This is a genomic window from Pseudomonas sp. Marseille-Q0931 (assembly GCF_940789645.1).
Classification (GTDB): Bacteria; Pseudomonadota; Gammaproteobacteria; order Pseudomonadales; family Pseudomonadaceae; genus Aquipseudomonas.
The window spans coordinates 96,122-122,452 of record NZ_CALNWT010000005.1 but is presented as its reverse complement, the minus strand read 5'-3'; the positions used below and the strand labels follow the sequence as shown (position 1 = coordinate 122,452).

29 protein-coding genes are annotated in these 26,331 nt (G+C 65.0%); 23 read left to right on the top strand and 6 right to left on the bottom strand.

Annotated features, from left to right (window positions below; translation table 11 throughout):
• Positions 1-109 precede the first annotated feature (109 nt).
• From cobO to P3C50_RS11925, 14 genes are all read left to right on the top strand, one after another.
• A complete protein-coding gene (gene cobO / locus P3C50_RS11990; protein ID WP_275546180.1) occupies positions 110-721 on the top strand; it encodes a cob(I)yrinic acid a,c-diamide adenosyltransferase in 612 nt (203 codons plus the stop codon).
• Positions 721-2,013 carry a cobyrinate a,c-diamide synthase gene (locus tag P3C50_RS11985; RefSeq protein WP_275546179.1) on the top strand — a complete coding sequence of 431 codons (1,293 nt, stop codon included), beginning with the start codon at positions 721-723 and terminating at the stop codon, positions 2,011-2,013. The genes cobO and P3C50_RS11985 overlap by 1 nt, the downstream gene beginning before the upstream one ends.
• On the top strand, positions 2,010-2,663 hold the full coding sequence (bluB, locus tag P3C50_RS11980; RefSeq protein ID WP_197856664.1) for a 5,6-dimethylbenzimidazole synthase: 654 nt from the start codon (positions 2,010-2,012) through the stop codon (positions 2,661-2,663). Before P3C50_RS11985 ends, bluB begins: the two co-directional genes overlap by 4 nt.
• 3 nt (positions 2,664-2,666) lie before the next feature.
• A complete protein-coding gene (gene cbiB, locus P3C50_RS11975; protein ID WP_275546178.1) occupies positions 2,667-3,575 on the top strand; it encodes an adenosylcobinamide-phosphate synthase CbiB in 909 nt (302 codons plus the stop codon).
• Positions 3,568-4,578, top strand: coding sequence for a threonine-phosphate decarboxylase CobD (gene cobD / locus P3C50_RS11970; RefSeq protein ID WP_275546177.1), 1,011 nt, complete (start codon positions 3,568-3,570; stop codon positions 4,576-4,578). Before cbiB ends, cobD begins: the two co-directional genes overlap by 8 nt.
• Positions 4,578-6,047: a cobyric acid synthase gene (locus P3C50_RS11965; protein WP_275546176.1), complete on the top strand. Its 1,470-nt coding sequence runs from the start codon at positions 4,578-4,580 to the stop codon at positions 6,045-6,047. Before cobD ends, P3C50_RS11965 begins: the two co-directional genes overlap by 1 nt.
• A gap of 3 nt (positions 6,048-6,050) precedes the next feature.
• Entirely contained in the window at positions 6,051-6,572 is a 522-nt protein-coding gene (cobU, locus tag P3C50_RS11960; protein ID WP_275546175.1) for a bifunctional adenosylcobinamide kinase/adenosylcobinamide-phosphate guanylyltransferase, read from the top strand.
• Positions 6,569-7,624, top strand: coding sequence for a nicotinate-nucleotide--dimethylbenzimidazole phosphoribosyltransferase (gene cobT / locus P3C50_RS11955; protein ID WP_275546174.1), 1,056 nt, complete (start codon positions 6,569-6,571; stop codon positions 7,622-7,624). The genes cobU and cobT overlap by 4 nt, the downstream gene beginning before the upstream one ends.
• Positions 7,624-8,196: an alpha-ribazole phosphatase family protein gene (cobC, locus tag P3C50_RS11950; protein ID WP_275546173.1), complete on the top strand. Its 573-nt coding sequence runs from the start codon at positions 7,624-7,626 to the stop codon at positions 8,194-8,196. Before cobT ends, cobC begins: the two co-directional genes overlap by 1 nt.
• On the top strand, positions 8,193-8,924 hold the full coding sequence (locus P3C50_RS11945) for an adenosylcobinamide-GDP ribazoletransferase (RefSeq protein WP_275546172.1): 732 nt from the start codon (positions 8,193-8,195) through the stop codon (positions 8,922-8,924). The genes cobC and P3C50_RS11945 overlap by 4 nt, the downstream gene beginning before the upstream one ends.
• 72 nt (positions 8,925-8,996) lie before the next feature.
• Complete coding sequence (locus P3C50_RS11940) at positions 8,997-9,401, top strand: MarR family winged helix-turn-helix transcriptional regulator (protein ID WP_197856656.1); 405 nt, start codon at positions 8,997-8,999, stop codon at positions 9,399-9,401.
• A gap of 52 nt (positions 9,402-9,453) precedes the next feature.
• On the top strand, positions 9,454-10,659 hold the full coding sequence (locus tag P3C50_RS11935; RefSeq protein WP_275546171.1) for an MFS transporter: 1,206 nt from the start codon (positions 9,454-9,456) through the stop codon (positions 10,657-10,659).
• Positions 10,656-10,781: a hypothetical protein gene (locus tag P3C50_RS11930; protein WP_275546170.1), complete on the top strand. Its 126-nt coding sequence runs from the start codon at positions 10,656-10,658 to the stop codon at positions 10,779-10,781. Before P3C50_RS11935 ends, P3C50_RS11930 begins: the two co-directional genes overlap by 4 nt.
• Positions 10,782-10,844: 63 nt before the next feature.
• Complete coding sequence (locus P3C50_RS11925) at positions 10,845-11,396, top strand: glutathione peroxidase (protein WP_275546169.1); 552 nt, start codon at positions 10,845-10,847, stop codon at positions 11,394-11,396.
• Between the two features lie 57 nt (positions 11,397-11,453).
• Here the strand turns inward: P3C50_RS11925 and P3C50_RS11920 are convergent, their stop codons facing one another.
• The 3 genes from P3C50_RS11920 to P3C50_RS11910 all read right to left on the bottom strand — a co-directional run bounded on the left by P3C50_RS11920 (position 11,454) and on the right by P3C50_RS11910 (position 14,397).
• Entirely contained in the window at positions 11,454-12,716 is a 1,263-nt protein-coding gene (locus P3C50_RS11920) for an OmpP1/FadL family transporter (RefSeq protein WP_275546168.1), read from the bottom strand.
• A 149-nt stretch (positions 12,717-12,865) separates the two neighbouring features.
• Positions 12,866-13,345 (bottom strand): hypothetical protein, encoded by a 480-nt coding sequence (locus P3C50_RS11915; protein WP_275546167.1) that lies wholly within the window; start codon positions 13,343-13,345, stop codon positions 12,866-12,868.
• 197 nt (positions 13,346-13,542) lie between these two features.
• Positions 13,543-14,397 (bottom strand): sulfurtransferase, encoded by an 855-nt coding sequence (locus P3C50_RS11910; protein ID WP_275546166.1) that lies wholly within the window; start codon positions 14,395-14,397, stop codon positions 13,543-13,545.
• A gap of 96 nt (positions 14,398-14,493) precedes the next feature.
• Between P3C50_RS11910 and P3C50_RS11905 the strand changes: the two genes are divergently transcribed.
• The 3 genes from P3C50_RS11905 (at position 14,494) to P3C50_RS11895 (ending at position 17,664) form a co-directional block, all read left to right on the top strand.
• On the top strand, positions 14,494-15,300 hold the full coding sequence (locus tag P3C50_RS11905) for a lysophospholipid acyltransferase family protein (protein ID WP_275546165.1): 807 nt from the start codon (positions 14,494-14,496) through the stop codon (positions 15,298-15,300).
• Positions 15,301-15,476: 176 nt separating this feature from the next.
• Positions 15,477-16,814 carry an NADP-specific glutamate dehydrogenase gene (gene gdhA, locus P3C50_RS11900; RefSeq protein WP_275546164.1) on the top strand — a complete coding sequence of 446 codons (1,338 nt, stop codon included), beginning with the start codon at positions 15,477-15,479 and terminating at the stop codon, positions 16,812-16,814.
• Between the two features lie 169 nt (positions 16,815-16,983).
• Positions 16,984-17,664, top strand: a complete 681-nt coding sequence (locus P3C50_RS11895) for a spermidine synthase (protein ID WP_275546163.1) — start codon at positions 16,984-16,986, stop codon at positions 17,662-17,664.
• Between the two features lie 162 nt (positions 17,665-17,826).
• Here P3C50_RS11895 and P3C50_RS11890 read toward each other — a convergent pair whose 3' ends face one another.
• Positions 17,827-18,888 (bottom strand): SMP-30/gluconolactonase/LRE family protein, encoded by a 1,062-nt coding sequence (locus P3C50_RS11890; RefSeq protein WP_275546200.1) that lies wholly within the window; start codon positions 18,886-18,888, stop codon positions 17,827-17,829.
• A gap of 130 nt (positions 18,889-19,018) precedes the next feature.
• On the opposite strand from P3C50_RS11890, the gene rnd reads away from it, so the two are divergent.
• From rnd to P3C50_RS11865, 5 genes are all read left to right on the top strand, one after another.
• Complete coding sequence (rnd, locus tag P3C50_RS11885) at positions 19,019-20,152, top strand: ribonuclease D (protein WP_275546162.1); 1,134 nt, start codon at positions 19,019-19,021, stop codon at positions 20,150-20,152.
• Positions 20,149-20,442 (top strand): YcgL domain-containing protein, encoded by a 294-nt coding sequence (locus tag P3C50_RS11880; RefSeq protein WP_013716186.1) that lies wholly within the window; start codon positions 20,149-20,151, stop codon positions 20,440-20,442. Before rnd ends, P3C50_RS11880 begins: the two co-directional genes overlap by 4 nt.
• A gap of 3 nt (positions 20,443-20,445) precedes the next feature.
• Entirely contained in the window at positions 20,446-21,378 is a 933-nt protein-coding gene (locus P3C50_RS11875) for a D-2-hydroxyacid dehydrogenase (RefSeq protein WP_275546161.1), read from the top strand.
• Between the two features lie 182 nt (positions 21,379-21,560).
• Entirely contained in the window at positions 21,561-22,010 is a 450-nt protein-coding gene (locus P3C50_RS11870) for a YcgN family cysteine cluster protein (protein WP_197856646.1), read from the top strand.
• 102 nt (positions 22,011-22,112) lie between these two features.
• The gene (locus P3C50_RS11865; protein ID WP_275546160.1) at positions 22,113-23,339 is read left to right on the top strand and encodes a hypothetical protein; all 1,227 of its coding nucleotides are present in this window, start codon (positions 22,113-22,115) and stop codon (positions 23,337-23,339) included.
• Positions 23,340-23,410: 71 nt separating this feature from the next.
• On the opposite strand, the gene P3C50_RS11860 is transcribed toward P3C50_RS11865, so the two are convergent.
• On the bottom strand, positions 23,411-23,779 hold the full coding sequence (locus tag P3C50_RS11860; RefSeq protein WP_161866313.1) for a YajD family HNH nuclease: 369 nt from the start codon (positions 23,777-23,779) through the stop codon (positions 23,411-23,413).
• Positions 23,780-23,854: 75 nt separating this feature from the next.
• Here P3C50_RS11860 and P3C50_RS11855 point away from each other — a divergent pair, with 75 nt between their 5' ends.
• Entirely contained in the window at positions 23,855-24,166 is a 312-nt protein-coding gene (locus tag P3C50_RS11855) for a hypothetical protein (RefSeq protein ID WP_275546159.1), read from the top strand.
• A 78-nt stretch (positions 24,167-24,244) separates the two neighbouring features.
• Here P3C50_RS11855 and P3C50_RS11850 read toward each other — a convergent pair whose 3' ends face one another.
• Positions 24,245-26,287, bottom strand: a complete 2,043-nt coding sequence (locus P3C50_RS11850) for a S9 family peptidase (protein ID WP_275546158.1) — start codon at positions 26,285-26,287, stop codon at positions 24,245-24,247.
• Between the last annotated feature and the right edge of the window lie 44 nt (positions 26,288-26,331).

Sequence of the window (26,331 nt, the reverse complement as noted above, 5' to 3'; positions counted from 1 at the left end):
GATCAGCCATTGGTGCCTGGATGAGGACGCGCAGCGCATCGCGATCTCTTCATTACCGTTCGCACTGCTCATGCAGGCAACGAGGGCGCCTGACTTGCAGGAGCACAGCATGAGTGAGTCCACCGAACGCGACGTCCGCCACAAGGCGCGTATGCAGCGCAAGAAAGCTCTTATCGATGAAAAGATCGCCCAGGCCCAGGATGAATACGGTCTGCTGCTGGTACACAGCGGCAATGGCAAGGGCAAGAGCAGCAGCGCCTTCGGCATGGTCGCGCGTGCCCTCGGTCATGGCCTCAAGGTGGGCGTGGTGCAGTTCATCAAGGGCGCGGCCAGTACCGGTGAAGAAGCCTTCTTCCGCCGCTTTCCCGAGGAAGTCAGCTACCACGTGATGGGCGAGGGCTTCACCTGGGAAACTCAGGATCGCCAGCGTGATATCGCCAAGGCGCAGGAAGCCTGGGCCGTGGCTCAGCGCCTGCTCAGCGACGAATCTGTCGGCCTGGTGGTGCTGGATGAGCTGAACATCGCCCTCAAGCATGGCTACCTCGAGCTGGAGGCGGTCCTGGCCGATATCGAAGCCCGGCCGCTGCTGCAGCATGTGGTGGTGACCGGCCGTGGCGCCTTGCCGGGAATGATCGAGGCGGCCGATACGGTCACCGAGATGAGCCTGGTCAAGCACGCGTTCAAGTCCGGGGTGAAGGCGCAAAAGGGCATCGAATTCTGATGAATGCACGTCACTGCCCGGCGCTGCTGATCGCCGCCCCGGCGTCTGGTCAGGGCAAGACCACCGTCACCGCCGCGCTGGCGCGCCTGCATACGCGCCAGGGCCGGCGGGTGCGTGTCTTCAAATGTGGGCCGGACTTTCTCGACCCGATGATCCACGCCCGTGCCAGTGGCGCGCCGGTGTACCAGCTCGACCTGGCCATGGTCGGCGAGGCCGAGAGCCGGCGGCTGTTGTGGCAGGCGGCGGGCGAGGCTGATCTGATCCTTATCGAAGGGGTCATGGGCCTGTTCGACGGCAAGCCCTCGGCGGCCGACCTGGCCCGCCATTTCGGCGTGCCCGTACTGGGGGTGATCGACGGTGCGGCCATGGCGCAGACCTTTGGCGCACTGGCCCATGGCCTGGCCACTTTCCAGCCGGACTTGCCCTTTGCCGGCGTACTCGGCAATCGCGTCGCCAGCACCCGCCACGGCGATATCCTGCGTGATGCCTTGCCGCCCAGCATCCACTGGTTCGGCGCCTTGCCGCGCAGCGCAGCAGTGGAGTTGCCGAGTCGGCATCTGGGCCTGGTGCAGGCTGCCGAGCTCGCGGATCTGGATGCGCGCCTGGATGCTGCGGCCGATGCGCTGGTAGCTACCGCCGATGTGGACCTGCCGCCGGCAGTGAGTTTTGCCGCGCCGGTGATTGAGCCGCCACCTGAGCTGCTGGCCGGAGTTCGTATCGGCGTGGCGCGTGATGCCGCGTTCGCCTTCCTTTATCAGGCCAACCTTGATCTGCTGCAGGCCCTCGGCGCAGAGCTGCGTTACTTTTCGCCGCTGGCCGATAGCGAGCTGCCCGAGGTGGATAGCCTTTATCTGCCTGGTGGTTACCCCGAGTTGTACCTGTCCGAGCTGGAGAGTAATCAGGCCATGGCCGATGCGATTCGCGCCCATCACCAGGCCGGCAAACCGCTGCTCGCCGAATGTGGTGGCATGCTCTATCTGCTCGATGAGCTGCGCTACAAACATGGCGCCAGCGGGCGCATGCTTGGTCTGCTGGCGGGCAGCGCCGCGTTGCAGCCGCGCCTGACCGCACTGGCCCTGCAGGAAGTGACGCTCCCGGAAGGTGAGCTGCGCGGTCACACCTACCATCACTCGCGGCTGGAAAGCCCGCTCGATCCACTGGCACTGGGTCGCTGCCCTAACGGCAAGCCGGTGGCCGAAGCGGTGTATCGCCTGGGGCGGCTAACTGCCAGCTACATCCACTTCTATCTGCCGTCCAACCCGGAGGCGGCCGCCGCGCTGTTGCGTCCATGAGCGAGCACGCCTTCAGCCCCGAAGAGCGCGCGGCGGTGTACCGCGCCATCGCCGAGCGTCGCGACATGCGTCACTTCGCCGGCGGCGAGGTGCCGCCCGAAGTGCTGGCGCGTCTGCTCGAAGCGGCGCATCACGCCCCCAGCGTCGGCCTGATGCAGCCCTGGCGTTTCCTGCGTATCAGTGACCGGCAACTGCGCGAGGCCGCCCACGGGTTGGTGGAGGCTGAGCGGGTGCGCACCGCCGAGGCCCTGGGCGAGCGTAGCGACGAGTTCATGCGGCTCAAGGTCGAGGGCGTTCGTGACTGCGCCGAACTGCTGGCCGTGGCGCTGATGGAGGGGCGCGAAGCGCATGTCTTCGGGCGACGCACGCTGCCGGAAATGGATATGGCCTCGGTCGCCTGCGCCATTCAGAATTTGTGGCTGGCTGCGCGCGCCGAAGGCCTTGGGCTCGGCTGGGTATCGTTGTTCGACCCCGAGGCGCTGGCCGAGCTGCTGGGTATGCCGGCCGGCAGCAAGCCGGTGGCGCTGCTGTGTCTGGGGCCGGTGGACGCCTTCTATGAGAAACCGATGCTGGTTGAAGAGGGCTGGGCCACGCCTCGACCGCTGAGCGAGTTGCTATTCGAGAATCGATGGGGAGTGCAGGGTGACTGAACGATGAGCCTGGCGCTGATCACCTGTGCCGGCGTGGCGCTGGATGCCGTGCTGGGCGAGCCGCGTCGCGCGCACCCGCTGGTGGCCTTTGGGCGCCTGGCCGATCGCCTGGAGCAACGCTTCAATCCCGCCGGCGGCGGCTGGCGCAGCCACGGTGTCACTGCCTGGTGCCTGGCGGTGCTGCCGCTGACCCTGCTCACCTGGCTGCTGGTACAGATCAGCGGGTTGGGCTGGGCGGTGGAGATCTTCGCCCTGTACTTCGCCCTTGGCCTGCGCAGCCTTTACGAGCATGCGCAACCGGTAGCGCGCGCACTGCGCCTGGGCGATCTGCCGCTCGCCCGTGAGCGCGTCGGCTGGATGGTCAGCCGCAACACCGCCGAGCTGGACGCCACCGGCGTGGCCCGCGCCGGTACCGAGTCGGTGCTGGAGAACGGTTCCGATGCGGTATTCGCCGCCTTGTTCTGGTTCGTTGTCGCCGGTGCGCCTGGCGTCGTGCTGTATCGCCTGAGCAACACCCTGGACGCCATGTGGGGCTATCGCAACGAGCGCTTCGAGCGCTTCGGCTGGGCGGCCGCGAAAATCGATGACGTACTCAATTACGTGCCGGCGCGCCTGGTGGCGCTGACTTATGCACTGCTCGGGCGTACCTGGCTGGCGTTGCGCTGCTGGCGCAGGCAGGCGCCGTTATGGGACAGTCCCAATGCTGGCCCGGTGATGGCGGCCGGTGCCGGCAGCCTGGGAGTGAGTCTGGGCGGCGCCGCCGAATACCACGGTGAGCTGCATGAGCGCCCGCAGCTAGGCGAGGGCCCGGCGCCGCGCGCGCGGGATATCGAGCGGGCAATGAACAGAGTCGTTGCCGGCGTTGGCCTGTGGCTGCTGTGCCTGATGATCTGGGAGGTGCTGGGTGCTTGAACACGGAGGTCGACTGCGCGCCGCGGCGCAGCGCTACGGCATTCCCCTGGAAGACTGGCTGGACCTGTCCACCGGTGTCGCGCCCTACGGTTGGGAGCTTCCGCCGGTTCCGGCTGCCGCCTGGGCGCGGTTACCCGAGGTCAACGACGGCCTGGAGGCGGTCGCGCGCGATTACTACGGCGCCGCCAGCCTGTTGCCGGTGGCCGGCTCGCAGGCGGCGATCCAGGCGCTGCCACGTCTGCACGGGCACAGCAGCGTGGGCATCCTCACGCCGACCTATGCCGAGCATGCAGCGGCCTGGCGCCGCGAAGGTCATCGCATCACCAAGCTCAGCGAGGGTTCGGTGCATCGAGCCCTGCCACAGCTCGACGTATTGCTGGTGGTCAATCCCAACAATCCGACTGGCCGCCTGATCGAGCCGGCGCGCCTGCTCGACTGGCACGATGAGCTGGCCGAGCGCGGCGGCTGGCTGGTGGTCGACGAAGCGTTCATGGACTGCACGCCGGAGCACAGTCTGGCTGCCTACAGCGATATGCCCGGGCTGATCGTGCTGCGCTCGTTCGGCAAATTCTTCGGCCTGGCCGGCCTGCGTCTGGGCTTCGTCCTGGCCGCCCAGGCACTGCTGGATGAGCTGGAGGTGCTGCTCGGGCCCTGGGCCGTCAGCGGTCCGGCGCGTAGCGTGGCGTTGAGTCTGCTGGCCGACCGTGATGGGCAGCGCCGCCAGCGCGAGCGCCTGCTGGCCGACGGCGAGCGCCTGGCGGCACTGCTGCGTGATTGCGGCATGCCGGTCACCGGTAGCTCGGCGCTGTTCCAGTTCTGCTGCACCCGTCGTGCGGTGCCCTGCATGGAGCTGTTGGCGAGGCGCGGCATCCTGGTACGCCTGTTCGCTGAGCTGGACAGCCTGCGTTTCGGCCTGCCGGCAGACGAGGCCGGCTGGCTGCGGCTGCAGCAGGGCTTGCTGGAGTGCGCGCCGATCCTCGCCAGTCTTGAGGAAACCTCCTGATGCCGACCCTGATGGTGCAGGGCACCACCTCCGATGCCGGCAAGAGCACCCTGGTAACGGCGCTGTGTCGCTGGGCGCGCCGCCAGGGCGTGTCCGTGGTGCCATTCAAGCCGCAGAACATGGCGCTCAATTCGGCGGTGACCGAAGATGGCGGCGAGATCGGCCGTGCCCAGGCGGTGCAGGCGCAGGCGGCTGGCCTGGCGCCGCACACCGATATGAACCCGGTGCTGCTCAAGCCCAACAGCGACATGGGTGCCCAGGTGATCATCCATGGCCGGGCCATCGGCAATATGCAGGCACTGACCTACCACGGCTATAAGCCGGTGGCGATGGCGGCGGTTCTGGAGTCCCACGCTCGTCTGCTGGAGAGCCACCAACTGGTGCTGGTCGAAGGCGCCGGCTCGCCGGCCGAGATCAACCTGCGCGCCGGCGACATCGCCAACATGGGCTTTGCCGAGGCAGTCGATTGCCCGGTGATACTGATCGCCGATATCGACAAGGGCGGCGTGTTCGCCCATCTGGTCGGCACCCTGGAGCTGCTCAGCCCCAGCGAACAGGCGCGCGTGAAGGGGTTCGTGATCAACCGCTTTCGCGGTGATATCGCCCTGCTCAAGCCGGGCCTGGACTGGCTGGAGCAGCGCACCGGCAAGCCGGTGCTTGGCGTGTTGCCGTACCTGATGGATTTCCACCTGGAGGCCGAGGACGCCGTCGATACCCGTCAGCAGGCCAAGGAAGAACAGGCGTTGCGCGTGGTGGTGCCGGTGCTGCCGCGTATCAGTAACCATACCGATTTCGACCCGCTGCGCCTGCATCCTCGGGTACAGCTGACCTTCGTCGGACCGGGTCAGGCCATCCCACCTGCGGATCTGATCATCCTGCCCGGCTCCAAGAGCGTGCGCGCTGATCTCGCGCGTCTGCGCGAGCAGGGCTGGGATGCAGCTATCGCCCGCCATCTGCGTTACGGCGGCAAGGTCCTGGGCATCTGCGGCGGCCTGCAGATGCTGGGGCGGCAGATTCATGACCCGCATGGCCTGGAGGGCGCTGTTGGTACCAGCGAAGGCCTGGGCCTGCTGGATTTCGAGACGGTACTGGAGCCGGAGAAACAGCTACGCAACGTGCACGGCCAGCTCTGCCTGGAACAAGCGGATGTCAGCGGCTACGAGATTCATGCCGGCGTCAGTCGCGGGCCGGGTCTCAATGGCGCAGTGCGGCTCGCCGACGGCCGCAGCGACGGCGGCTTCAGCGCCGATGGCCAGGTGCTCGGCACCTACCTGCATGGCCTGTTCGAACAGCCTCCAGCGTTCGCTGCGCTGCTGCGTTGGGCTGGCTTGGACGAGGTGCAGCACGTGGATTATCAGGCCTTGCGCGAACGCGATATCGAGCGCCTGGCCGATCAGGTGGAGTTGCACCTGGATAGCGAAAAACTCAGAGCGCTGTGCGGCCTATCGGTAGAAACGAATGTGGATTGAATCATGCTTGAACTGATCCTCGGCGGTGCCCGTTCCGGCAAGAGCCGCCTGGCCGAGAAGCTTGCCGACGAATCCGGATTGGACGTGGTGTATATCGCCACCAGCGAACCGCTCGATGGCGAGATGAGCGCCCGTGTCGCACAGCATCGCACGCGGCGTCCGGCGCATTGGGCGCTGATCGAAGAGCCGCTGGCGCTGGCTCGCGTGCTGCGCGAACAGGCAGCCCCCGGGCGTTGCCTGCTGGTGGATTGCCTGACCCTGTGGCTGACCAACCTGCTGATGCTGGAAGACCCGCAGCGCCTGGATGCCGAGCGCGAGGCGCTGCTGAACTGCGTGGCCGAGTTGCCGGGGCGCATCCTGCTGGTCAGCAACGAAACCGGGCTGGGGGTGGTGCCGCTGGGCGAACTGACGCGCCGTTATGTCGATGAGGCTGGCTGGCTGCATCAGGCGCTGGCCGAACGCAGCCAGCGCGTGGTGTTCACCGTCGCCGGGCTGCCGATGACCCTCAAGGGAAATGCCCTATGAGTCTGCAATGGTGGCAGGGGTCGTGTCAGCCGCTCGATCATGTTGCCCAGTCCAAGGCTGAAACCCGTCAGCAGCAATTGACCAAGCCGGCCGGCTCGCTCGGCCGACTGGAGGCGCTGGCCATTCATCTGGCGGCGCTGCAGGGGCGCGAGCGGCCCAGCCTGGACAAGTTGTGGATCGCCATTTTCGCCGGCGACCACGGTGTGGTGGCCGAGGGTATTTCCGCCTACCCGCAGTCCGTGACCGGGCAGATGCTGGCCAACTTCGTCAGCGGCGGCGCGGCCATCAGCGTGCTGGCGCGTCAGTTGGATGCCGCGCTGGAGGTGATCGACCTGGGTACTGCCGAGCCGCTGCCGCTGCTGCCTGGGGTAAGACATTTGCAGGTTGGCGCCGGTACACAGAATTTCGTCCGTGATCCGGCCATGACTCTGGCCCAGGCGATGATCTGTCTGGAAGCGGGACGCGACAGTATCCAGCGCGCCCGCGCCGCCGGCTGCGATCTGTTCGTCGGTGGCGAGATGGGTATTGGCAATACCACGGCAGCGGCAGCGCTGGCCTGCTGGCTGCTGAACTGTCCGGCGAGCGATCTGGCTGGCCCCGGCACCGGCCTGGACGGCGCGGGCGTGGCGCACAAAGCGCGGGTCATCGATGCGGCGCTGGCATTGCATCGGGCACAGATCGATGAACCCTTGCAGGCGCTCGTCCACCTTGGCGGCTTCGAGATCGCGGCCCTCGTTGGCGCCTACCTGGCCGCTGCACAGCAGGGCGTCGCGGTACTGGTCGACGGCTTTATCTGCAGCGTTGCGGCCTTGCTCGCCGTGCGCCTGAATCCTGGTTGCCGTGACTGGCTGCTGTTCGCCCACCACGGAGCCGAGCCAGGCCACGTGCGTGTGTTGCAGGCGCTGGAGGCCGAGCCGCTGCTGGAGCTGGGTTTGCGCCTGGGCGAGGGCAGCGGCGCTGCCCTGGCCGTACCCTTGCTGCGTCTGGCTTGTGCGCTGCACGGCCAGATGGCGACCTTCGCCGAGGCTGCTGTGGCAGAGAGGCCGAGCTAATGCTGCATCTGGAGTTGCTGCGTCACGGTGAGACGGAGCAGGGCGGTGGTTTGCGCGGCAGCCTGGACGATGCGTTGACCGAGCAGGGCTGGGCGCAGTTGCGCGTCGCCGTGCAGGGCGCTGGGCCCTGGGATCGATTGATCAGCTCGCCGCTGCAGCGCTGCGCGCGTTTCGCCGAGGAAGTGGCCGCAGCTCATGGGTTGCCGCTGCACTACGAGCCAGGCCTGCAGGAATTGCATTTCGGTGACTGGGAAGGACGCAGCGCCGCGCAGCTGATGGACAGCGATGCCGAAGCGCTGGGGCGTTTCTGGGCCGACCCTTATGCCTTCACGCCGCCCAATGGCGAGCCGCTGCTGCAGTTCGAGGCCCGCGTGCTCGCCGCCTTGCAGGGGCTGGCGAGGGCGCATGCCGGCCAGCGTCTGCTGCTGGTCACTCACGGCGGCGTGATGCGCCTGCTGCTGGCGCGGGCACGTGAGCTGCCGCGCCAGGATCTGCTGCAGGTCAACGTCGGCTACGCCGAACGCTTTCGCCTGAGCCTGGATGCCGACGGGCGCCTGACGGAGTTGCCATGATTGCGCTGCTGATCGCCCTGCAGTTCCTCACCCGTCTGCCGGTCAGTCTGCCGGGCATGCCGACGCCCGAGCAGATGGGGCGCTCGCTGCTCTGGTATCCCGCGGTAGGGCTGTTGCTCGGCCTGTTGCTATGGCTTGCACATCTGCTGCTGGGGCAGACTTCGGCTCTGTTGCAGGCCGCGATCATCCTGGCACTGTGGGTTGGCCTGAGCGGCGGATTGCATCTGGATGGCCTCGCCGACGCCGCGGACGCCTGGGTGGGCGGCTTTGGCGACCGCGAGCGCACCCTGACGATCATGAAGGATCCACGCAGCGGGCCGATCGCCGTGGTGGTGCTGGTGCTGCTGCTGTTGCTCAAGTTCGCTGCGCTGCTGACGCTGTTGCAAACCGGAAAGGGCGCCTGCCTGATACTGCTACCCTGGCTGGGGCGCAGCCTGCTGCCGCTGTTGTTGGCAAGCACGCCATACGTGCGCGCCGGTGGCCTGGGCCAGGCGCTGGTCGATCATCTGCCGCGCCAGCAGTTGCCCTGGGTGCTCGGCGGGCATCTGCTGGGCATGCTGCTGTTCGGCTGGCCCGCATTGCTGGCTCTGGCGACGGCATTGCTGTTGTTCGTGTGGCTGCGCCGCGCGCTGTTGCGGCGCCTGGGCGGCACCACGGGCGATACCGCTGGAGCGCTGGTCGAACTGGCCGAATGCGGCGCGCTGCTGGCGTTGGCATTGAGCCTCTGAAGCAACTGTTATGGTGACGCGCTACGTAACTGTATGAGTGTGAATCGCCGATGCGGGTATATACCTGCATTTATGTTGCCGACTTCCTGTCTTTGTACCCAACTGCGCCGCGCCAGCCGTGGCGTGACCCGACGCTACGACGACGCGCTGGCCGCCGTCGGCCTTGGGGCTGCCCAGTTTTCCTTGCTGCGCCATGTTCAGCGGCTCGGCCAGCCGAGCATATCCGTGCTGGCCGAAGCCATGGGGCTGGATCGCAGTACTCTGGGGCGCAATCTGCGGGTGCTGGAAGAACAGGGGCTGGTGCAACTGGGGGAAGGGCGCGATTTGCGCGCTCGCGAGGTACGGCTCACAGAGGCCGGCCTGCAACGTGTCGAACAGGCGCTGCCGCTGTGGGAACAGGTGCAGTGTGCGCTGAACGCTCGGCTGGGTGAGAGTCGCCGCGCCGAGTTGATGAAGCTGCTCGACGAACTGGCCTGATGGCCGTATTACTGCCTACGCGGTCGCAGGCGGCCGTACGCTGGAGACAATAATGACAACTGCTTGGCGTTCAACCACCTGGCTGCTGCTCGGCGCCTCGCTGATCCTGGCGCTGTCGCTTGGCACTCGCCATGGCTTCGGCCTGTTCCTGCCGCCGATGAGTGCGGAGTTCGGTTGGGGGCGCGAGGTGTACGCCTTCGCCATCGCGCTGCAGAACCTGATCTGGGGCCTGGCGCAGCCGATCACTGGCGCACTGGCCGACCGTTTTGGTGCGCGCAAGGCCATCGTCATCGGCGGCGTGCTTTATGTGCTGGGGCTGCTGTGCATGGGCATGGCGGACTCGCCGCTGTCATTGTCGCTGAGCGCCGGCCTGCTGATCGGTATCGGCCTGTCCGGCACCTCGTTCTCGGTCATTCTCGGCGTGGTCGGGCGCGCCGTGCCGGTAGAGAAGCGCAGCATGGCCATGGGTATCGCAGCGGCCGCCGGCTCGTTCGGCCAGTTCGCCATGTTGCCGGGTACGCTGGGCCTGATCGCTTGGTTGGGCTGGTCGGCGGCGCTGTTGGCGCTGGGCCTGCTGGTGGCGCTGATCGTGCCGCTGGCCGCGATGATCAACGAGACGCCGCCACCGGCGAGCTATGGCCCGCAGCAAACCCTGGGTGAGGCGTTGCGTGAGGCCGCCAGTCATTCCGGCTTCTGGCTGCTGGCGCTGGGCTTCTTCGTCTGTGGCTTTCAGGTGGTGTTCGTCGCCGTGCACCTGCCGGCGTATCTGGTCGACCACCACCTGCCGGCACTCACCGGCACTACGGTGCTGGCACTGGTCGGGTTGTTCAATATCTTCGGTACCTACATCGCCGGCTGGCTCGGCGGGCGCATGGCCAAGCCGCGTCTGCTCAGCATTCTTTACCTGTTGCGTGGCGTGGTGATCACGCTGTTCCTGGTGGCGCCGTTGACGCAGTGGAGCGCCTACCTGTTCGGTATCGCCATGGGCCTGCTGTGGCTGTCGACGGTGCCGCTGACCAACGGCACCGTGGCGACCCTGTTTGGTGTGCGCAACCTTTCGATGCTCGGCGGTATCGTCTTCCTGTTCCACCAGCTCGGCTCCTTCCTCGGCGGCTGGCTGGGCGGTTATCTCTACGACACCACCGGCAGCTACGATCTGGTCTGGCAGATTTCCATCGGCCTGAGCCTGATGGCCGCGGCGCTCAACTGGCCCGTGCGCGAGGTACCGGTGGCGCGCCTGCAGGGGGCGCCCGCGTGAGCCGCAAGGCGCTGACGTTCGGTGCCGTGGCGCTGGGCTTCGCTTCGCTGCTGGCGCTGGCCTGGTGGGGTTGGCGCCAGGGCGGGCTGGCTTTGCTGCAGTTGGGCGTCGGTATCTGCTAGTTGCCTGCGGGCGGACCTGCGAGTAGCGTGGCGAGATCGCTTTATCGCTCGAGGTTAATCGTCATGTCTTTCCGCCGTTTTGCCTGCTTCCTGCTGCTCTCCAGTTTGGCGCTGCCGGTGCTGGCCGCCGAATGTCCGGCGATGCTGCAGGGCGAGCTGCCCAAGCTGCGCACCAAGGGCGAGAACATCGAACTCTGCCAGTACAGCGGCAAGCCGCTTGTGGTGGTCAATACTGCCAGCTTCTGCGGCTTTACCCCGCAATTCAAAGGGCTCGAAGCGCTCTATCAGCGTTTCAAGGATCAGGGCCTGGAAGTGTTGGGCGTGCCGTCCGACGACTTTCGTCAGGAGTCTGCTGACAGCAAGGAAACGGCTACGGTCTGCTACGTCAATTACGGCGTGACCTTCGCTATGACCGAGCCGCAAGCGGTGTCAGGCGATGACGCCATTCCGCTGTTCAAGGGCCTGGCCGAACAGAGCCGGCAGCCGCGCTGGAATTTCTTCAAATATGTGGTCGACCGCCAGGGCAAGGTGGTGGCCAGCTTCTCCAGCCTGACCAAGCCGGATGATCCCGAGTTGATCGCCGCTGTGGAAAAGGCCATCGCCTCGCAGCCCTGATCCTCAGCGGTTGGAGGTAGCTCACGCAGCCGTCCCTGGCCGCGTGCGTGACGCCGATCAGAAACGGTAGCTGAGCGACGCCCCCAGGCCATGCGCGCTGTTCTTGTAGCGGGCGCTGTAGGCGCCGCGAGTGGCGCTGACGTGATCGACGTCTACCGACTCTTCGCGCAGGTAGGAGTAGGCCAGGTCGATGGTCATGTCCTCGCTCGGGCTCCAGCCGGCACCGACGCTGAAGATGGTGCGGTCGCCGGACGGCACGCGCGGCGAACGGTCGACGTTGTTGGTCGGCGACTGGTCGATGGCGACGCCGGTACGCAGCGTCCACTGTGGGTTGAGCTTGTACGACAGGCCGACCGCATGGGCCCAGGTGTCGTGCCAGTTCTGCTCTTCGACGATGGTGGCCAGCGGCGGCGGCAGCGTCGAGGTTTCGTTCTCGATGCGGATTTCCTGGAAGCGGCTCCAGCGCGTCCAGGTGCTGCCGGCGTACAGGGTCCAGCGGTCGTCGAGTTCGTGGGTGAGCGAAAGGTCCACGGATTCGGGAGTGGTCACGTCGAGCGAGGCATCGTACTTGCCGGCCAGGCCTGCCAGTGCGCCACCGACCTGTACCCGGGTGTCGCCTTCCAGCTCGTACTTCACGCGCGAATGGTAGGTCAGACCGAGGCGGGTCTGCGGGGTGAATTCGTACAGCACGCCGACGTTGAAGCCGACCGCCGTATCATCGCCCTTGACCTTCACCTTGCCGTCTTCGGTGCCGGCATTCAGCGACGAGGAGAGCTCGCCCTCGATATGGTTGAAGGTGGGGCCGAAGCCTACCGACAGCTTGTCGTTGAAACGATAGCTGAGCGTCGGCTGGACAGTGATGACGCGCACATAGCTCTTGTCGGCGTAGTAGCGGCCCTGGTAGCCGCTTTCGTAGTCGGTCATCAGACCGAATGGCACGTAGATACCGAGGCCGAAGGCGACCTTGTCGTCCAGCGGCTTGACGTAATAACCCATGGGCACGCCTGTGACCGGCACCATGTCGCCGTCATTGCTGCCGGCTACAGGGCCGAAGGCGGAGCTGGCTGTGGCATGGCTGATATCGCTCTTGGCATAGATGGCAGCGGCGCCAACGCTGATTTCCTCGCGCTTGAGGCGGGACATGCCGGCCGGGTTGCCGAACACGGTGCTGGCGTCATCGGCGGACGATGAGCGGCCGGCAAACGACGTACCCATGCCGGAAATGCTTTGTTCGTTAAGGGCGAAGCCGGCGGCGAAGCCATGGCTGGAAGTGGCAGTGATAGCGACGGCAAGGCCGGTCTTGAGAAGGCGTTTGCTCACGGGGAAGCTCCTGTGGTGAGGCGAGGGGGCGCACGCTACAGTTTTTCCTGACCGCTGCCAAGGCGCTGAAGTTCCCGAAATAGAGCGCATTGTCGGACAATTGGTGAGATTTGGCGCGTATCTCCCTCAGGTTTTTTCTGACGGCTTGGTCAGGCGACCTGGCTCACCGGCTCGATACAGCGCTGCCAGGCTTCGAGAAAGTCGTGCTGGCGGCCTTGAGGTTGAAAAACCTTGCACCAAATTCGGCCCAAGGCCATCAGGTCATTGGCGGCTGGCAGCTGCAGTTTTTCGGCTTCCACCAGTAGCCAGGCGATGGCCGTGGCGTAGCGCAGGTTGACGGTCAGTTCCATATGCGGGGCTTCGAGAAAGGCGTGCTGGCTGGCGAGACCACGGACGCGGCTGGCCAGTTCGGGGTCGAAGGCCAAATGCTGATCCCAGAGCGTCTGGTGACGCTGCCCGCTGATGCGGTAAAGGCCATGGCCTTGCGGGGTGTCCAGCGCGCTGCCGAGTGCCGATTGGCAGGCTGCAGCCCCCAGCAGCAGGGCTTCGGCCGTGGCGCTATGACACTTCAGATAGAGAAGGGTAGGGCGGATCACGTGCTGGCTGAGATCGCAGGCGGCAATTCCCATGGCATCCTCGCGGAGAGTGCCGGTGGGGCCGGGCGCGTGGCAGCTTTTCTAGTGGCTCTTCGATAAAGGCCCCACCGGGAGCGGGGTTAGCCGCTCAATTTCAAGTCTAGCGCGATATTTCAGCTGTAAAGGACTGTTTTTAAATTGATTCCAGATTTGAGTTATTGCGCATATTTCGATTGGTACTTAAAACCCGGTCATTCTCCGGTGGCAACCGGACGCGCCGGGTCGGTGATCCATTCGCTCCATGAGCCGGCGTACAGCGGTGCCAGCGGATAACCGGCCAGGCTCATTGCGAACAGGTTGTGGCAGGCCGTAACCCCGGAGCCACAGTAGGCCACCAGGTTTTCCAGTGGGCGATCGCCGCGTAGTTGGTCGAAGCGATCGCGCAGCGCTTGTGCCGGCAGGAACCGGCCATCGGCCCCGAGGTTGTCGGTGAATGCCGCGCATTGCGCGCCGGGAATGTGTCCGGCGACTGGGTCGAGTGGCTCGACCTCGCCGCGAAAGCGCGGCAACGCTCTGGCGTCGAGCAGGGTGAGATCCGGATTGCCCAGGCGCAGGGTCAGTTGCTCGGCACTCAGCAGCAGGTCGCTGTCGGGTTGCGCCGAGAAATCACCGGGTGCGTTCTCCGGCGGGGCAATGCTCAGTTCCTGGCCGGCCTCGCGCCACGCCTTCAAGCCGCCATCGAGCAGGTAGAGGCCATCGCGCTTGCCCAGCCAAAGCAGCAACCACCATGCCCGAGCCGCGAAGGCGCCGGGGCCGTCGTCGTACAGCACCACCTGGCTGTCCGCCCGCAGGCCGCAGCTGCGCAAACGTTCGACCAGTGAGCTTGGGTCCGGTAGCGGGTGGCGACCGGTTACGCCCTTGATCACCGGGGCAGACAGGTCTTGTTCGAGATCGAGGAAGTGGGCACCGGGAATATGCCCGTCAAGGTAACTGCGACGGCCATAGGCCGGGTCTTCGAGGGCGAAGCGGCAATCCAGGATCAGCAGGTTGTCCTGGCCCTGGCGACTTTGAAGCTGTTCCGTGCTGATCAGTTGAGCGAATGGCATGGTACCTCCTGTGTCGTAGACGCGTTTGTCGGCATCATACCGCCTAGCCAATGCGCTGCACCCGGATCAACCTCCCGATAAGTAAGGAGCCATTTCATGCTGAGACTGCAACCCATCGCGCACAGCGCGAATCTGGCTCGTCGTGCCGGTGTGGTGTTGTGCACGCTTGGCGTGACGCTGCATTTCTGCCTGCTGGTGATTGGCCGGGCCGCGGTAGGGCGGTTGCGCCGCGAGCACGTCGATGGTTATACCCGTGCCTGGTCTGCAACATTGCTGCGTTTGGTGCGCATGCATATGACGGTGCAGGGCCAGTGTCCGGACTTCAATGACGGTCGGCGTTACCTGATCCTCAGCACGCATTCCAGCCATTACGACATTCCGGCCAGCTTCGTTGCCATGCCGGGTTCGATTCGCATGCTGGCCAAGAGCGAGTTGTACCGCATTCCATTTCTCGGCCGCGCCATGCGCGCTGCAGAATTTCCCTCAGTGGCCCGGCACAATCCGCAGCAGGCCCGACGTGATCTACAGCGCGCCCGTCAGATGATGGAAAGCGGCATCGTGCTGTGGGCCGCGCCGGAGGGGACGCGCTCGGTCGATGGCCGGCTGCAGCCGTTCAAGAAAGGTTGCTTCCACCTGGCGCTGGATACCGATGCGGTGATCGTGCCGGTCGCCATCCGCGGCATTCAGCATGTGCTGCCGGCGCGTACCTGGCGCCTTAATCTCGATCAACCGGTACAGCTGGCGATCGGCGCTGCGATCGATGCCAGTCGCTATGACCGCGATAGCCTCGCCACCCTGATGGCCGATACGCGGCAGAGCATGGAGGCGCTGCTGCTGGGCGCTGAAGGCGCACCGATAGCGGACCTCGAGATGACGGCGGTGATCGAAAACTGTGCGCAGTAGGACGGATTTTGGTGCGCGCGTGAACGGGCGTGAACGGCTTTAAAGCGGGCCATTTGGCCATGCGCCCGGGTTAATGCACTAAAAAGTTTCACTAAAGCGACATTTTGATCTGTTTTGGTGCTTTGCCGCCTGATAGAGTGCCGGCCACTTTTGTCTTTGTGGTGTCGAGGTGCCGCATGTCGTTGTCCGTCGATTCTTTCCTGGCGCGCCTGAAACAGCGCGATCCCGATCAGCCGGAATTTCACCAGGCGGTGGAGGAGGTCGTACGCAGTCTGTGGCCCTTCCTTGAAGCCAACCCGCGCTATCGCGATGCCGGTATTCTCGAACGCATGGTCGAGCCGGAGCGCGCCATCCTGTTCCGTGTGCCGTGGGTCGACGACCGCGGCCAGGTGCAGGTCAACCGTGGCTACCGCATCCAGATGAGCAGCGCCATCGGTCCGTACAAGGGCGGCCTGCGCTTCCATCCTTCGGTGAACCTGGGCGTGCTCAAGTTCCTGGCCTTCGAACAGGTGTTCAAGAACTCGCTGACCTCGCTGCCGATGGGCGGTGGCAAAGGCGGTTCGGACTTCGATCCCAAGGGCAAGAGCGAGGGCGAAGTAATGCGCTTCTGCCAGTCGTTCATGAGCGAGCTGTACCGCCATATCGGTGCCGACCTGGACGTACCAGCCGGTGACATCGGCGTCGGTGGCCGCGAGATCGGTTATATGTTCGGCCAGTACAAGCGTCTGTCCAACCAGTTCACCTCGGTGCTGACCGGCAAGGGCCTGAGTTACGGCGGTAGCCTGATCCGCCCGGAAGCGACCGGTTACGGTTGCGTGTATTTCGCTCAGGAGATGCTCAAACGCATCGGTAAGGGCTTCGAAGACAAGCGCGTGGCCATCTCCGGTTCCGGCAACGTCGCCCAGTATGCGGCGCAGAAGGTCATGGAACTGGGCGGTCGCGTCATCTCGCTGTCCGACTCCGAGGGCACTCTGCATATCGAGAGCGGCCTGAGCGATGAGCAGTGGCTGTACCTGATGGATCTGAAGAACGTGCGCCGTGGCCGTCTGCGCGAAATGGCCGAGCACTACGGTCTGCAGTTCCTCGCCGGCCAGCGCCCCTGGGACCTGCCGTGCGACATCGCGCTGCCCTGCGCGACGCAGAACGAGCTGGACGGCGACAACGCCCGCACGCTGCTGAAGAACGGCTGCATCTGTGTGGCCGAGGGCGCCAACATGCCCTCGACCCTGGAAGCGGTTGACCTGTTCGTCGACGCCGGCATCTGCTACGCACCGGGCAAGGCGTCCAACGCCGGCGGTGTGGCTACCAGCGGTCTGGAAATGAGCCAGAACGCCATGCGTCTGCACTGGAGCGCCGGCGAGGTGGACGAGCGTCTGCACGGCATCATGCAGAACATTCACCATGCCTGCGTGCACCACGGCGAAGAGAATGGCCGCATCAACTACGTCAAGGGCGCCAATATTGCCGGCTTCGTCAAGGTCGCCGATGCGATGCTGGCGCAGGGCGTGGTCTGAGAATTGCGCAAAGTCTGACTTTGACCAGGCTCTGAAAGCAGCGCCGCTGTGACCTCGAGGCCACGCGTGTGAACGCGGGGCCTCGTCATTTCTGGCGCGTGGCTGTGTTGCCCGAGCGATTCAGGCATGCTGCCTGCCCTCACGCTCGCTACACAGGTCCTTGCCACGTATGAAACGTTTTGTCCTGCTCGACACCGCTCCGATCCCGGGTACGAATGGTGCGTTGAACCTGTTCGAATACGGAGAGGATTTCGTCATCAAGATCGCCGGTGGCGATGGCGGGCAGTTGATGAATACGCGTATGCACGGCTCGGAAGATGCCCTGGCGGCGATTCCCTGCAAACAGATTGCCGGTCGTCCACAGGTGCGGGTGCTGATCGGTGGTCTGGGCATGGGCTTCACCCTGGCTTCGGCACTCCAACACCTGGGCGCGGATGCCGAGGTGGCGGTGGCCGAGCTGGTGCCTGGCGTGGTCGAGTGGAACCGTGGCCCGTTGGGGGCGAAAGCCGGTTACCCATTGAACGATCCGCGTGCGCTGATCATTCAGGACGACGTCGCCAAGGTGCTGCAGGCTGCCGAGCAGTGCTACGACGCGATCATGCTGGACGTCGACAACGGTCCCGAGGGTTTGACCCAGAAGGGCAATGACTGGCTGTACAGCATGGACGGCCTGCGCCAATGTGCCAAAGCGCTGAGGCCCAAGGGCATGCTGGCGGTCTGGTCATCCAGCGCTGACCGGGCGTTCTCCGAGAAAGTGCGCAAGGCCGGTTTCAAGGGCGAGGCGGTGCAAGTCTATGCCCACGGCAACCGCGGCACGCGGCATACCATCTGGATTGCCCAGAAGGTCTGAGTCCACCCTTTCGATTTGGTGGGCTGAAGCCCGCCCTACGATAGGGTAGGCCGGGCGGCGATCCGCTTCAGCCCACCAACTTGGGCACGACTGCGAATGACCGCTTTGCCTTTTTGTTGTCATTCGCAGGTGGACTCTGGTCGAACGATCGTGGGCAGACTCTTAGTGAATCTGCAGTTTGCCGATGCGGTCGTTGTCGAGGCTGCCGAAGTACAGGTAATCACCCACCGGCTTCACCGAGGTGACCATGCGCAGATGCGTGCCGCTGGTGTCGTGCAGGCTGCGGACGATGTTGCCCTGTTCATCGAGCGCGATGGCGAAGCCATAGGGAATCGCCTTCGGCCACAGCGCGCGCGGCAGCTTGGCCAGTTGCGCCTTGAGCCAGGGGTGGCGATGGAGGAAATCGGCGTCGGCCTTGCGCGGGGTGGGCAGCGCCACCCAGAAGGTGCCCTTGCGGTCGCCCTGCAGGTTATCCGGCAGCCCTGGCAGGTTATCGATGAAGATGTCGTGCTGGCCGGCCTTATCGCCCTTGAGCCAGTAGCGGGTGATGCGGTAGCGATAGGTCTCGTTGACCAGCACGAAGTCCTCGTTCGCCGACAGCGCCACGCCGTTGGCGAAGTACAGGCCATCGAGCAGTACGCGGGTTTCGCCGCTGGCCGGGTTGTAGCTCAGCAGACGCCCATGCGGGCGGGCTTCGAGCAGGTCGAGCAGGTAGTCCGGCTGTTCGAAGCGCGAGGAGGCGTCGCTGAAGTAGATGGTGCCGTCGCTGGCAATATCCAGATCATCGGTGAAGGCGAAGGGCAGGCCGTCGGCCTCGGTGGTCAGCACCTTGATCGCACCCTGTGGGTCGATGCTCAACAGGCCCTTGTAGGCGTCGGCGACAATCAGGTTGCCATCGGCATCGAAGTTCATGCCCAGCGGGCGGCCGCCAGTGTCGACGAATGTTTCCAGGCTGTCGTCCTCCTGAACACGCACGATGCGCCCGTCATGCAGGCCGGCGTACACCCGGCCCTGGCCATCGACCGCGGTGTCTTCCGGGCCGTGAACCTGACCGCGCGCCAGCAGTTCAGCCTTCATCAGGGTGTCGTTGGGTTCCAGCACGCCGGTCATCTCCGGGGCCGGCGCGGCGTCCCAGGGCAGCGGATCGATCGGGCTGGGGGTCAGGGCCAGGTAACCGGCCGCTGCGGCCAGCAGCATGACGAGCAGGGCAAGCAGTTTCTTCAGCATTGTCGTTCTTCCGTGGCGGAGGTGGTGCGCGGCACAGATTACACAGTTCCTGTTGCCGACGGCAGGCCGCACCCCGTGGGATCGCCTAGGCATATATACTGCGCGGCATTGTTCATGGGAGAGCCGCGTGGCTAACGACATTCACTGGATTCTCGACGACGCCGGCCTGGCCGAGCATTGCGCTGCCTGGCAGGCGCTGCCTTTCGTCGCGCTGGACACCGAGTTCATGCGCGTCGACACCTTCTACCCCATCGCCGGGCTGCTGCAGGTCAGCGCTGGCGAGGGTGCCTATCTGATCGACCCCTTGGGTATCAGCGACTGGCGACCGTTCGCTGCACTGCTTGAAGCGCCGGGCGTGGTCAAGGTGCTGCATTCGTGCAGTGAAGATCTGGAGGTGTTCCTGCGCCTGACCGGCAGCCTGCCGGCGCCGCTGTTCGATACGCAACTGGCGGCCGGTTATCTCAACCTCGGTTTCTCCATGGGCTACTCGCGCCTGGTGCAGGCGCTGCTCGATATCGAACTGCCCAAGGGCGAGACCCGCTCCGACTGGCTGCAGCGGCCGCTGTCCGAGCTGCAGGTGCGTTACGCCGCCGAAGACGTGCTGCATCTGGTCGAGGTGTACCGTGCGCTGATGGCTCGCCTGGCGCCGCAGAAGGTCGAGTGGGTGCTGGAGGACGGCGCCGAACTGGTGGCCAACCTGAGCCGTGAAGTGGCGCCAGAGGACGCCTGGCGCGATGCCAAGCTGGCCTGGAAACTGTCGCGTCAGCAGCAAGCGGTGCTGCGCGCGCTGTGCGCCTGGCGCGAGCGCGAGGCGCGGTCGCGCAATCAGCCGCGTAATCGCGTGCTGCGCGAGCATTCGCTGTGGCCGCTGGCGCGCACCCAGCCGGATAACCTGGTGGCGCTGGCGCGTATCGAGGACATGCACCCGAAGACCGTGCGCCAGGATGGCGAAACCCTGCTCAAGCTGATTCGCGAGGCCGCAGCATTGCCGCCCGAGCAATGGCCGGAAGCCTTGCCCGAACCGCTGCCAATCGAAGCCTCGGCGCTGCTGAAGAAACTACGTGCCGTCGGCCAGCGTGAGGGCGAGCGCCTGGATATCGTGCCCGAGCTGATGCTGCGCAAGAAAACCCTGGAAGCCCTGCTGAAAAGCGGCTTTCCCAATGGCCCGTACCAATTGCCCGACTCCCTGCGGGGCTGGCGCCGGGAGTTGATGGGTCAGGCGCTTCTGAACTGCCTGGCCGCTGAAGGAGAATCCGCGTGAAACGCATCTGTTCCATCTACAAGAGCCCGCGCAAGAACGAGATGTACCTCTACGTACTCAAGGCCGAGGCCCTGACCCGCGTGCCCGAGGGCCTGCTCGCGGTATTCGGCCCGCCCGCGCACGCCTTCGACCTGGTGCTCAGCCCGGAGCGCCAGTTGGCGCGGGAAGACATCGCCACGGTGCTGGAGAATCTCGAAAAGCAGGGTTATCACCTGCAGATGCCGCCGCCCGAAGAAGACTACATTCAGCACTTGCCCGACGAGTTGCTGTGCCGTAACGACCCGGTCTGAAGCATGCGCCTGCTGATCGCAGAAGATGACCACGTTCTCTATGCCGAGCGTATTCGTAGTGCCTGCCCTGAGCTGCAGCTGGTAGCCAGCTCGCAGTCCGAACAGCTGCGTACGCTCGCCGGCGAATGCGAGCTGTGGCTGGGTCAGCCCGACCTGCTCGCCCCCTTGCTGCGCGAAGGGCTGCGCCCGCAGTGGCTGCAGTCGACCTGGGCAGGCATCACGCCGCTGCTGGCGGCCGGCCTGCCGCGTGATTATCGCCTAAGCCGCGCCGTCGGCGTCTTTGGCCAGGTAATGGCCGAATACGTGCTCGGCCATATGCTGGCCCATGAGCGGCGCCTGTTCGCTCGGCTGGCAGCGCAGGTCGAGCAGCGTTGGGATCACAGCTTGCCGCGCAGCCTGCGTGGGCGCCGGGTGCTGGTGGTCGGTTGCGGCGATATCGGACAGGCCGTGGCCACTTTTCTGCAGCCCTTCGCTGTGGAACTGCGTGGCGTTGCCAGCCACGCCCGAGAGCAGGCGCCTTTTGCCGAAGTGGCGGCCATGGACGACTTGCCTCGGCTGATCGCCTGGGCCGATTACGTGATCAACCTGCTGCCGGACACGCCGGCAACCCGCGATCTGTACGATGCCGATCTATTGGCTCATTTCCGTGAAGAGACCGTGTTGATCAATGCTGGGCGCGGTGTCGCCGTGGTCGATGCCGATCTGGTCGCCGCGCTTGAGCGCAACCAGTTGGCCGGCGCGGTGATCGACGTCTGTCGCGAAGAGCCACTGCCGCCAGGCCACCCGTTCTGGACGGCGCCGCGCCTGCTGCTCACCGGTCACAGCTCGGCGCCCACCGACCCGGCACTGATGAGTGAGCTGTTCATCGATAACCTGGCGCGCTGGCAAGCCGGAGAGCCGCTGCGTGGTGAAGTGGATTTCGCTCGCGGTTATTGAGGCACTTGGCGGGTTGCGCCCGCCCTACGGGTGCAGATCTGTAGGGCGGGTGCACCCCGCCAGCGGCGATGACCGGCTCGTACAATCAATCCCTGATGGCGCCATTCGGCATGCGCCGCTTGGCCAGGGCTGGGGCTCAAGCTAGACTGCCGCGCTTTTTTCACCTGAGTCCATACTGCTCCATGACCGCCAACCTCGAACCCTTCTGGAAACGCAAGACGCTCGCCGAGCTCGATCCGGGTGAGTGGGAGTCGCTGTGCGACGGCTGCGGCCTGTGCTGCCTGCAGAAGCTCGAGGACGAGGATGACGGCGCCGTCTATTACACGCGTATCGCCTGCAAACTGCTGGACCTGCAGAGCTGCCGGTGCAGCGACTATCCCAATCGAGTCAAGCATGTGCCCGATTGCATCCAGCTCACGCCGGCGCAGGCCGATCAGTTCCAATGGCTGCCGCCGACCTGCGCCTATCGTCTGGTCAGTGAGGGCAAGGATCTGCCGCACTGGCATCACCTGGTGAGCGGCGATGCGGATGCGGTGCATGCCGAGCGGATTTCCCAGTCGGGACGTATGCTGAGCGAGAACAGCGTGGCCGAAGAGGACTGGGAAGATCATCTGATTTTCCGCGCTGGTTGATTGCCGCGCGGCTTCGTGGCAAATCTGTCCCCCGTTCATGGAATTTGCCCTGTGGCACGGCGGTCATATGCCGCCATGTCCCCGCATCAGGAGTGTTGCTCGATGTCCCTTCGCTTGCCGTTGTACGCGTCTCTGCTGCTTCTGAGCCTGCCGGCCTTCGCTGCCACGCAGAAGGTCGATCTGGATTATCACGTGCGCTTTCTGCCCGAGAGCAATCAGGCTGAGGTCAGCATCACGCTGGAGAAGGGCGAGCGCGTGCGCAGTTTCGATTTCAATCTTGGCGAAGATGGGCGCTTCAGTGATTTCAAGGCCGATGGCCAGTGGTCGCAGGAGGTCGCCGGGCGTGGCAAATGGCAGCCGGGCGAGGGCAAGAGCGTGCTCAGCTATCGGGTGCTGATCGACAGCGAGCGCAAGCCTGGCCGTTACGATGCCAGGATGACCGAGGACTGGGCACTGTTTCGCGGTGATGATCTGGTGCCCGCAGCCAGGCTCGATCAGCGTGACAAGACCGACCTGGTGGCGCGCCTGCAGTTCGAGCTGCCCAAGGGCTGGAAGAGCGTGGAAACCGGCTGGCCGCGCATCGGCAAGAATCGTTTTCGTATCGACAACCCGGAGCGCAAGTTCGATCGTCCCACCGGCTGGATGCTCGCCGGCAAGCTGGGCACCCGCCGCACGCGCCTGGGCGATACCGAAGTCGCCATTTCCGCGCCGGTCGGCGAGGGCATGCGGCGTATGGATATCATGACCTTCCTCACCTTCGTCTGGCCGCAGATGCAGCAGGTATTCCCGCGCGATCCGGACAAGCTGCTGATCGTCGGCGCCGGCAACCCGATGTGGCGCGGCGGTCTGTCGGCGGCCAATTCCTACTACATGCATGCCGACCGTCCACTGGTCAGCGAGAACGGCACCAGTTCGCTGGTGCATGAGCTGGTGCATGTATTCGGTCGCATCTATGGTCGTGATCGCAGTGATTGGATCGCTGAAGGTCTGGCCGAGTACTACGCCATCGAGGTGATGCGCCGTGCCGGAGGTATCAGCGAGGACCGCTATCAGAAAATCCGCGAGCAGCTGATTCGCTGGAGCAAACCGGTCAACAGCCTGCGCACCGACAATGCCAGCGGCCAGGTCACCGCGCGCGCCGTGCTGTTGTTGCAGGAGCTGGACCGGGAAATCCGCCAGAAGACCAAGGACAAGGGCAATCTCTCGCTGGACGACGTCACCCGCGGGCTGATGCGCCTGGATCGCGTCAGCACCAGGGACTTCATCGATATCACCGAGAACGTCATCGGCGGTCCGTCGAAGACGCTGGATACGCGCTTGCTGCGTTGAGTCCTGGTGCAATCCCGCAGGAGCGGCTTCAGCCGCGATTCGCGAATGAATTCGCTCCTACGGACCGCGGTTCAGTCCTTTTTAGCGTCCGCCTGGCCCAGCAGTGCGGCCAGGCCGGCCAGCCCCTTGTGCGTGACCTTGCTGCCGGAACCTGCGCTGGCCGCCTCTTCCTTCTGGTAGTGCAGGTCGACCTGACGCTGGTGTTCGTTGTCATGGCAGTACAGACACAGCAGCTCCCAGTTGGAACCGTCTTCCGGGTTGTTGTCGTGATTGTGGTCGCGATGATGCACGGTCAGCTCGCTCAGGCGCTTGCCGCTGAACTCGCGGCCGCAGCGGCCACAGATGTGTGGGTACATGCGCAGCGCCTTTTCCCGATAGCTGGTTTCGCGGCGTTGCTGGGCTTCGGCGAGAATCTTGTCGAGCTTGCTGGTCGGATTCATGGAGCGGTTCGCTGGAACGTTGGTGGGCAGGAGTTGCCAGAATAGAACGAAAGCCAGTCGAGCAGGAGAGCCATCATGCGTATCCCCATTCTCGCCGCGATGATCCTGGCATCCAGCGTCGCCACCCTGACATGGGCGCAGCAGCCCATGCGCATGCCATCAGCCCCGGAGGCCGGGTCGCCGGGAACGGCGACGCCACAGCCCTATGGCCAGCCCTCGAACGCTGTACCGATCAAGCGCCAGGGAACGGCGCCCCTTCTTCCGCCGCCTCAGGGTCAACCCCTGCCCGGTGCGCCTCGCCCCAACGGTGATCAGCCGATCCCGCAACTGGATGAGCAGATACGCCGCAACAGCCAGGGCCTGGAAGGGCAGCGCAAGCAGGACTGAGCGTCGGTTTGTGTAGGAGCGGCTTCAGCCGCGATGCTTGGGGCGTCGCGGCTGAAGCGGAGTGCCGCCCAACCGCTCTTACGAGTGTGCTACGCCGAGTACGCGGAATATGAACGCATATTCCAGCGCCACATCCTTGATGCCCTGATAACGCCCACTCATGCCGCCATGGCCCGCGCCGAGGTCGGTCTTCAGCAGCAGCAGGTTGTCGTCGGTCTTGTCGCGGCGCAATTTGGCCACCCACTTGGCGGCTTCCCAGTACTGCACGCGACTGTCGTTGTAGCCCGCGACGGCGAGAATCGCCGGATATGCCTGGGCGCGGACGTTCTCGTAAGGCGCGTAGGCCTTGATGCGCTCGAAGACCTCGGGCTGGTTCGGGTCGCCCCATTCATCGTACTCGGTCACGGTGAGCGGCAGGTCCGGGTTGAGCATGGTGTTGAGCACGTCGACGAAGGGCACTTCGGCGATGGCAGCGGCGAACAGCTCGGGACGCTGGTTGAGCACGGCGCCGATCAGCAGGCCGCCGGCGCTGCCGCCGCTGATCGCCAGTTGCGAGGCGGTGGTCAAGCCCTCGGCGATCAGGCGTTCGGCGCTGGCGATGAAGTCAACGAAGCTGTTCTGCTTGTGCTCCAGCTTGCCGGCACGGTACCAGGCTTCACCCATCTCGCCGCCACCGCGTATGTGCGCGATGGCGAAGACGAAACCGCGGTCGAGCAGGCTCAGGCGAGCATGAGAGAACCAGGGGTCGAGGCTCGCGCCATAGGCACCATAGCCATAGAGGTAGAGCGGGGCTGGTTGGCCTGCCGCGAACACCTCGCGGCGCGCCACCAGGCTGATGGGGATCTGCGTACCGTCGGCTGTACTGGCCCAGAGGCGGCGGCTCTCATAGACATCGGCATCGAACGGGCCTTCCACCGGCGTCTGCTTAAGCACCTGCTGCTCACCCGTGGCCAGTTCCAGCTGACGTACCTGGGCGGGGCGGTTCAGCGCTTCGTAGCGCAGCCGAATCACCGGGCTGTGAAACTCCAGGCTGTCCTGCACATAGAGGCTGTAGGCCGCATCCGGCAGCTGCACGCGGTATGCCATCTGGCCCTGCGGCTGCACTTCGAGGATCGGCAGGCCACCTTCGCGCAGCGCCAGGACGATGGCGCGCTGGTTCAGCGTGGCGCCTTCTAGCATCACCTGCGGGTCATGTGGACGAATCTGCTGCCAATGCACGCGCTGCGGCTTGCCCTCGGTGGCGCGGTACAGCGCGAAGTTGATACCGCTCTGGTTGCTGCGAATCAGCCAGCACCACTCGCCGTTGAGCATGCCGTGGTCGACGTCGTATTCGTGATCTTCCTCGCGGGGCGCCAGGCAGGTGAAGGCGTCTTGCGGGGTTTGGGCGTCCAGCACCCAGACTTCGCTGGTGGTCTTGCTGCCCAGTTGCAGAATCAACTGGCGCTCGGAGCTGGAACGATAGCAATGCAGGAAGAAACGGCCATCGGCCTCCTCGAATACCGCTTCGGCTGCGGCCTCGCCGAGGCGATGACGATAGAGCTTGTAGGGGCGGTGGGTGTCGTCCAGTTCGGTGAAGAACAGCGTCTGGCTATCGTTCGCCCAGGTCATGCTGCCGTCGCAATCGTCGAAGGGCAGCTCGCTGATCTGGCCGCTGCCCAGCTCCTTGACGAACAGGCGGTAGATCTCGTCGCCGCTGCTGTCGAGGCTGTAGGCCAGGCGTTGCTGGTCGGGGCTGATGCTGAATGCACCCACGGAAAGAAAGCCGCCACCGGCCAGCTCGTTGGGGTCGAGCAGCAGCGTTTCGCTGGCGCTGTCGACCTGCAGCGAACCATCGGCAGGGCGACGGCAGCGATAGTGCCGTGGATATTCGTCACCAGCGGTGGTGCGCTGGTAATAGAGGTAGTCGCCCCAGGGCGTGGGCAGCGACAGGTCGGTCTCGCGGATGCGCCCCTTGATCTCCTCGAACAGCTGCTCGCGCAGCGCCTGCTGTGGTTCCAGCACGCTCTCCAGGTAAGTGTTCTCCGCCTGCAGATGGGCCAGTACTTCCTCGCTGTCGCGGTTCTCCAGCCAGTGATAGGGATCGTTGCCGGCTTCCTGGCGGGCGATGGGGGCAGAGGACATGGCGAAACTCCAGATCGGCCTGGCCGGCAAGAGCGCCGAGCCGG

Coding starts and splice junctions, on each gene's coding strand:
- cobO (WP_275546180.1), top strand. CDS start 110: ATGAGTGAGTCCACCGAACGCGACGTCCGCCACAAGGCGCGTATGCAG.
- P3C50_RS11985 (WP_275546179.1), top strand. CDS start 721: ATGAATGCACGTCACTGCCCGGCGCTGCTGATCGCCGCCCCGGCGTCT.
- bluB (WP_197856664.1), top strand. CDS start 2,010: ATGAGCGAGCACGCCTTCAGCCCCGAAGAGCGCGCGGCGGTGTACCGC.
- cbiB (WP_275546178.1), top strand. CDS start 2,667: ATGAGCCTGGCGCTGATCACCTGTGCCGGCGTGGCGCTGGATGCCGTG.
- P3C50_RS11965 (WP_275546176.1), top strand. CDS start 4,578: ATGCCGACCCTGATGGTGCAGGGCACCACCTCCGATGCCGGCAAGAGC.
- cobU (WP_275546175.1), top strand. CDS start 6,051: ATGCTTGAACTGATCCTCGGCGGTGCCCGTTCCGGCAAGAGCCGCCTG.
- cobT (WP_275546174.1), top strand. CDS start 6,569: ATGAGTCTGCAATGGTGGCAGGGGTCGTGTCAGCCGCTCGATCATGTT.
- cobC (WP_275546173.1), top strand. CDS start 7,624: ATGCTGCATCTGGAGTTGCTGCGTCACGGTGAGACGGAGCAGGGCGGT.
- P3C50_RS11945 (WP_275546172.1), top strand. CDS start 8,193: ATGATTGCGCTGCTGATCGCCCTGCAGTTCCTCACCCGTCTGCCGGTC.
- P3C50_RS11940 (WP_197856656.1), top strand. CDS start 8,997: ATGTTGCCGACTTCCTGTCTTTGTACCCAACTGCGCCGCGCCAGCCGT.
- P3C50_RS11935 (WP_275546171.1), top strand. CDS start 9,454: ATGACAACTGCTTGGCGTTCAACCACCTGGCTGCTGCTCGGCGCCTCG.
- P3C50_RS11925 (WP_275546169.1), top strand. CDS start 10,845: ATGTCTTTCCGCCGTTTTGCCTGCTTCCTGCTGCTCTCCAGTTTGGCG.
- P3C50_RS11915 (WP_275546167.1), bottom strand. CDS start 13,345: ATGGGAATTGCCGCCTGCGATCTCAGCCAGCACGTGATCCGCCCTACC.
- P3C50_RS11910 (WP_275546166.1), bottom strand. CDS start 14,397: ATGCCATTCGCTCAACTGATCAGCACGGAACAGCTTCAAAGTCGCCAG.
- P3C50_RS11905 (WP_275546165.1), top strand. CDS start 14,494: ATGCTGAGACTGCAACCCATCGCGCACAGCGCGAATCTGGCTCGTCGT.
- gdhA (WP_275546164.1), top strand. CDS start 15,477: ATGTCGTTGTCCGTCGATTCTTTCCTGGCGCGCCTGAAACAGCGCGAT.
- P3C50_RS11895 (WP_275546163.1), top strand. CDS start 16,984: ATGAAACGTTTTGTCCTGCTCGACACCGCTCCGATCCCGGGTACGAAT.
- P3C50_RS11875 (WP_275546161.1), top strand. CDS start 20,446: ATGCGCCTGCTGATCGCAGAAGATGACCACGTTCTCTATGCCGAGCGT.
- P3C50_RS11870 (WP_197856646.1), top strand. CDS start 21,561: ATGACCGCCAACCTCGAACCCTTCTGGAAACGCAAGACGCTCGCCGAG.
- P3C50_RS11865 (WP_275546160.1), top strand. CDS start 22,113: ATGTCCCTTCGCTTGCCGTTGTACGCGTCTCTGCTGCTTCTGAGCCTG.
- P3C50_RS11860 (WP_161866313.1), bottom strand. CDS start 23,779: ATGAATCCGACCAGCAAGCTCGACAAGATTCTCGCCGAAGCCCAGCAA.
- P3C50_RS11855 (WP_275546159.1), top strand. CDS start 23,855: ATGCGTATCCCCATTCTCGCCGCGATGATCCTGGCATCCAGCGTCGCC.
- P3C50_RS11850 (WP_275546158.1), bottom strand. CDS start 26,287: ATGTCCTCTGCCCCCATCGCCCGCCAGGAAGCCGGCAACGATCCCTAT.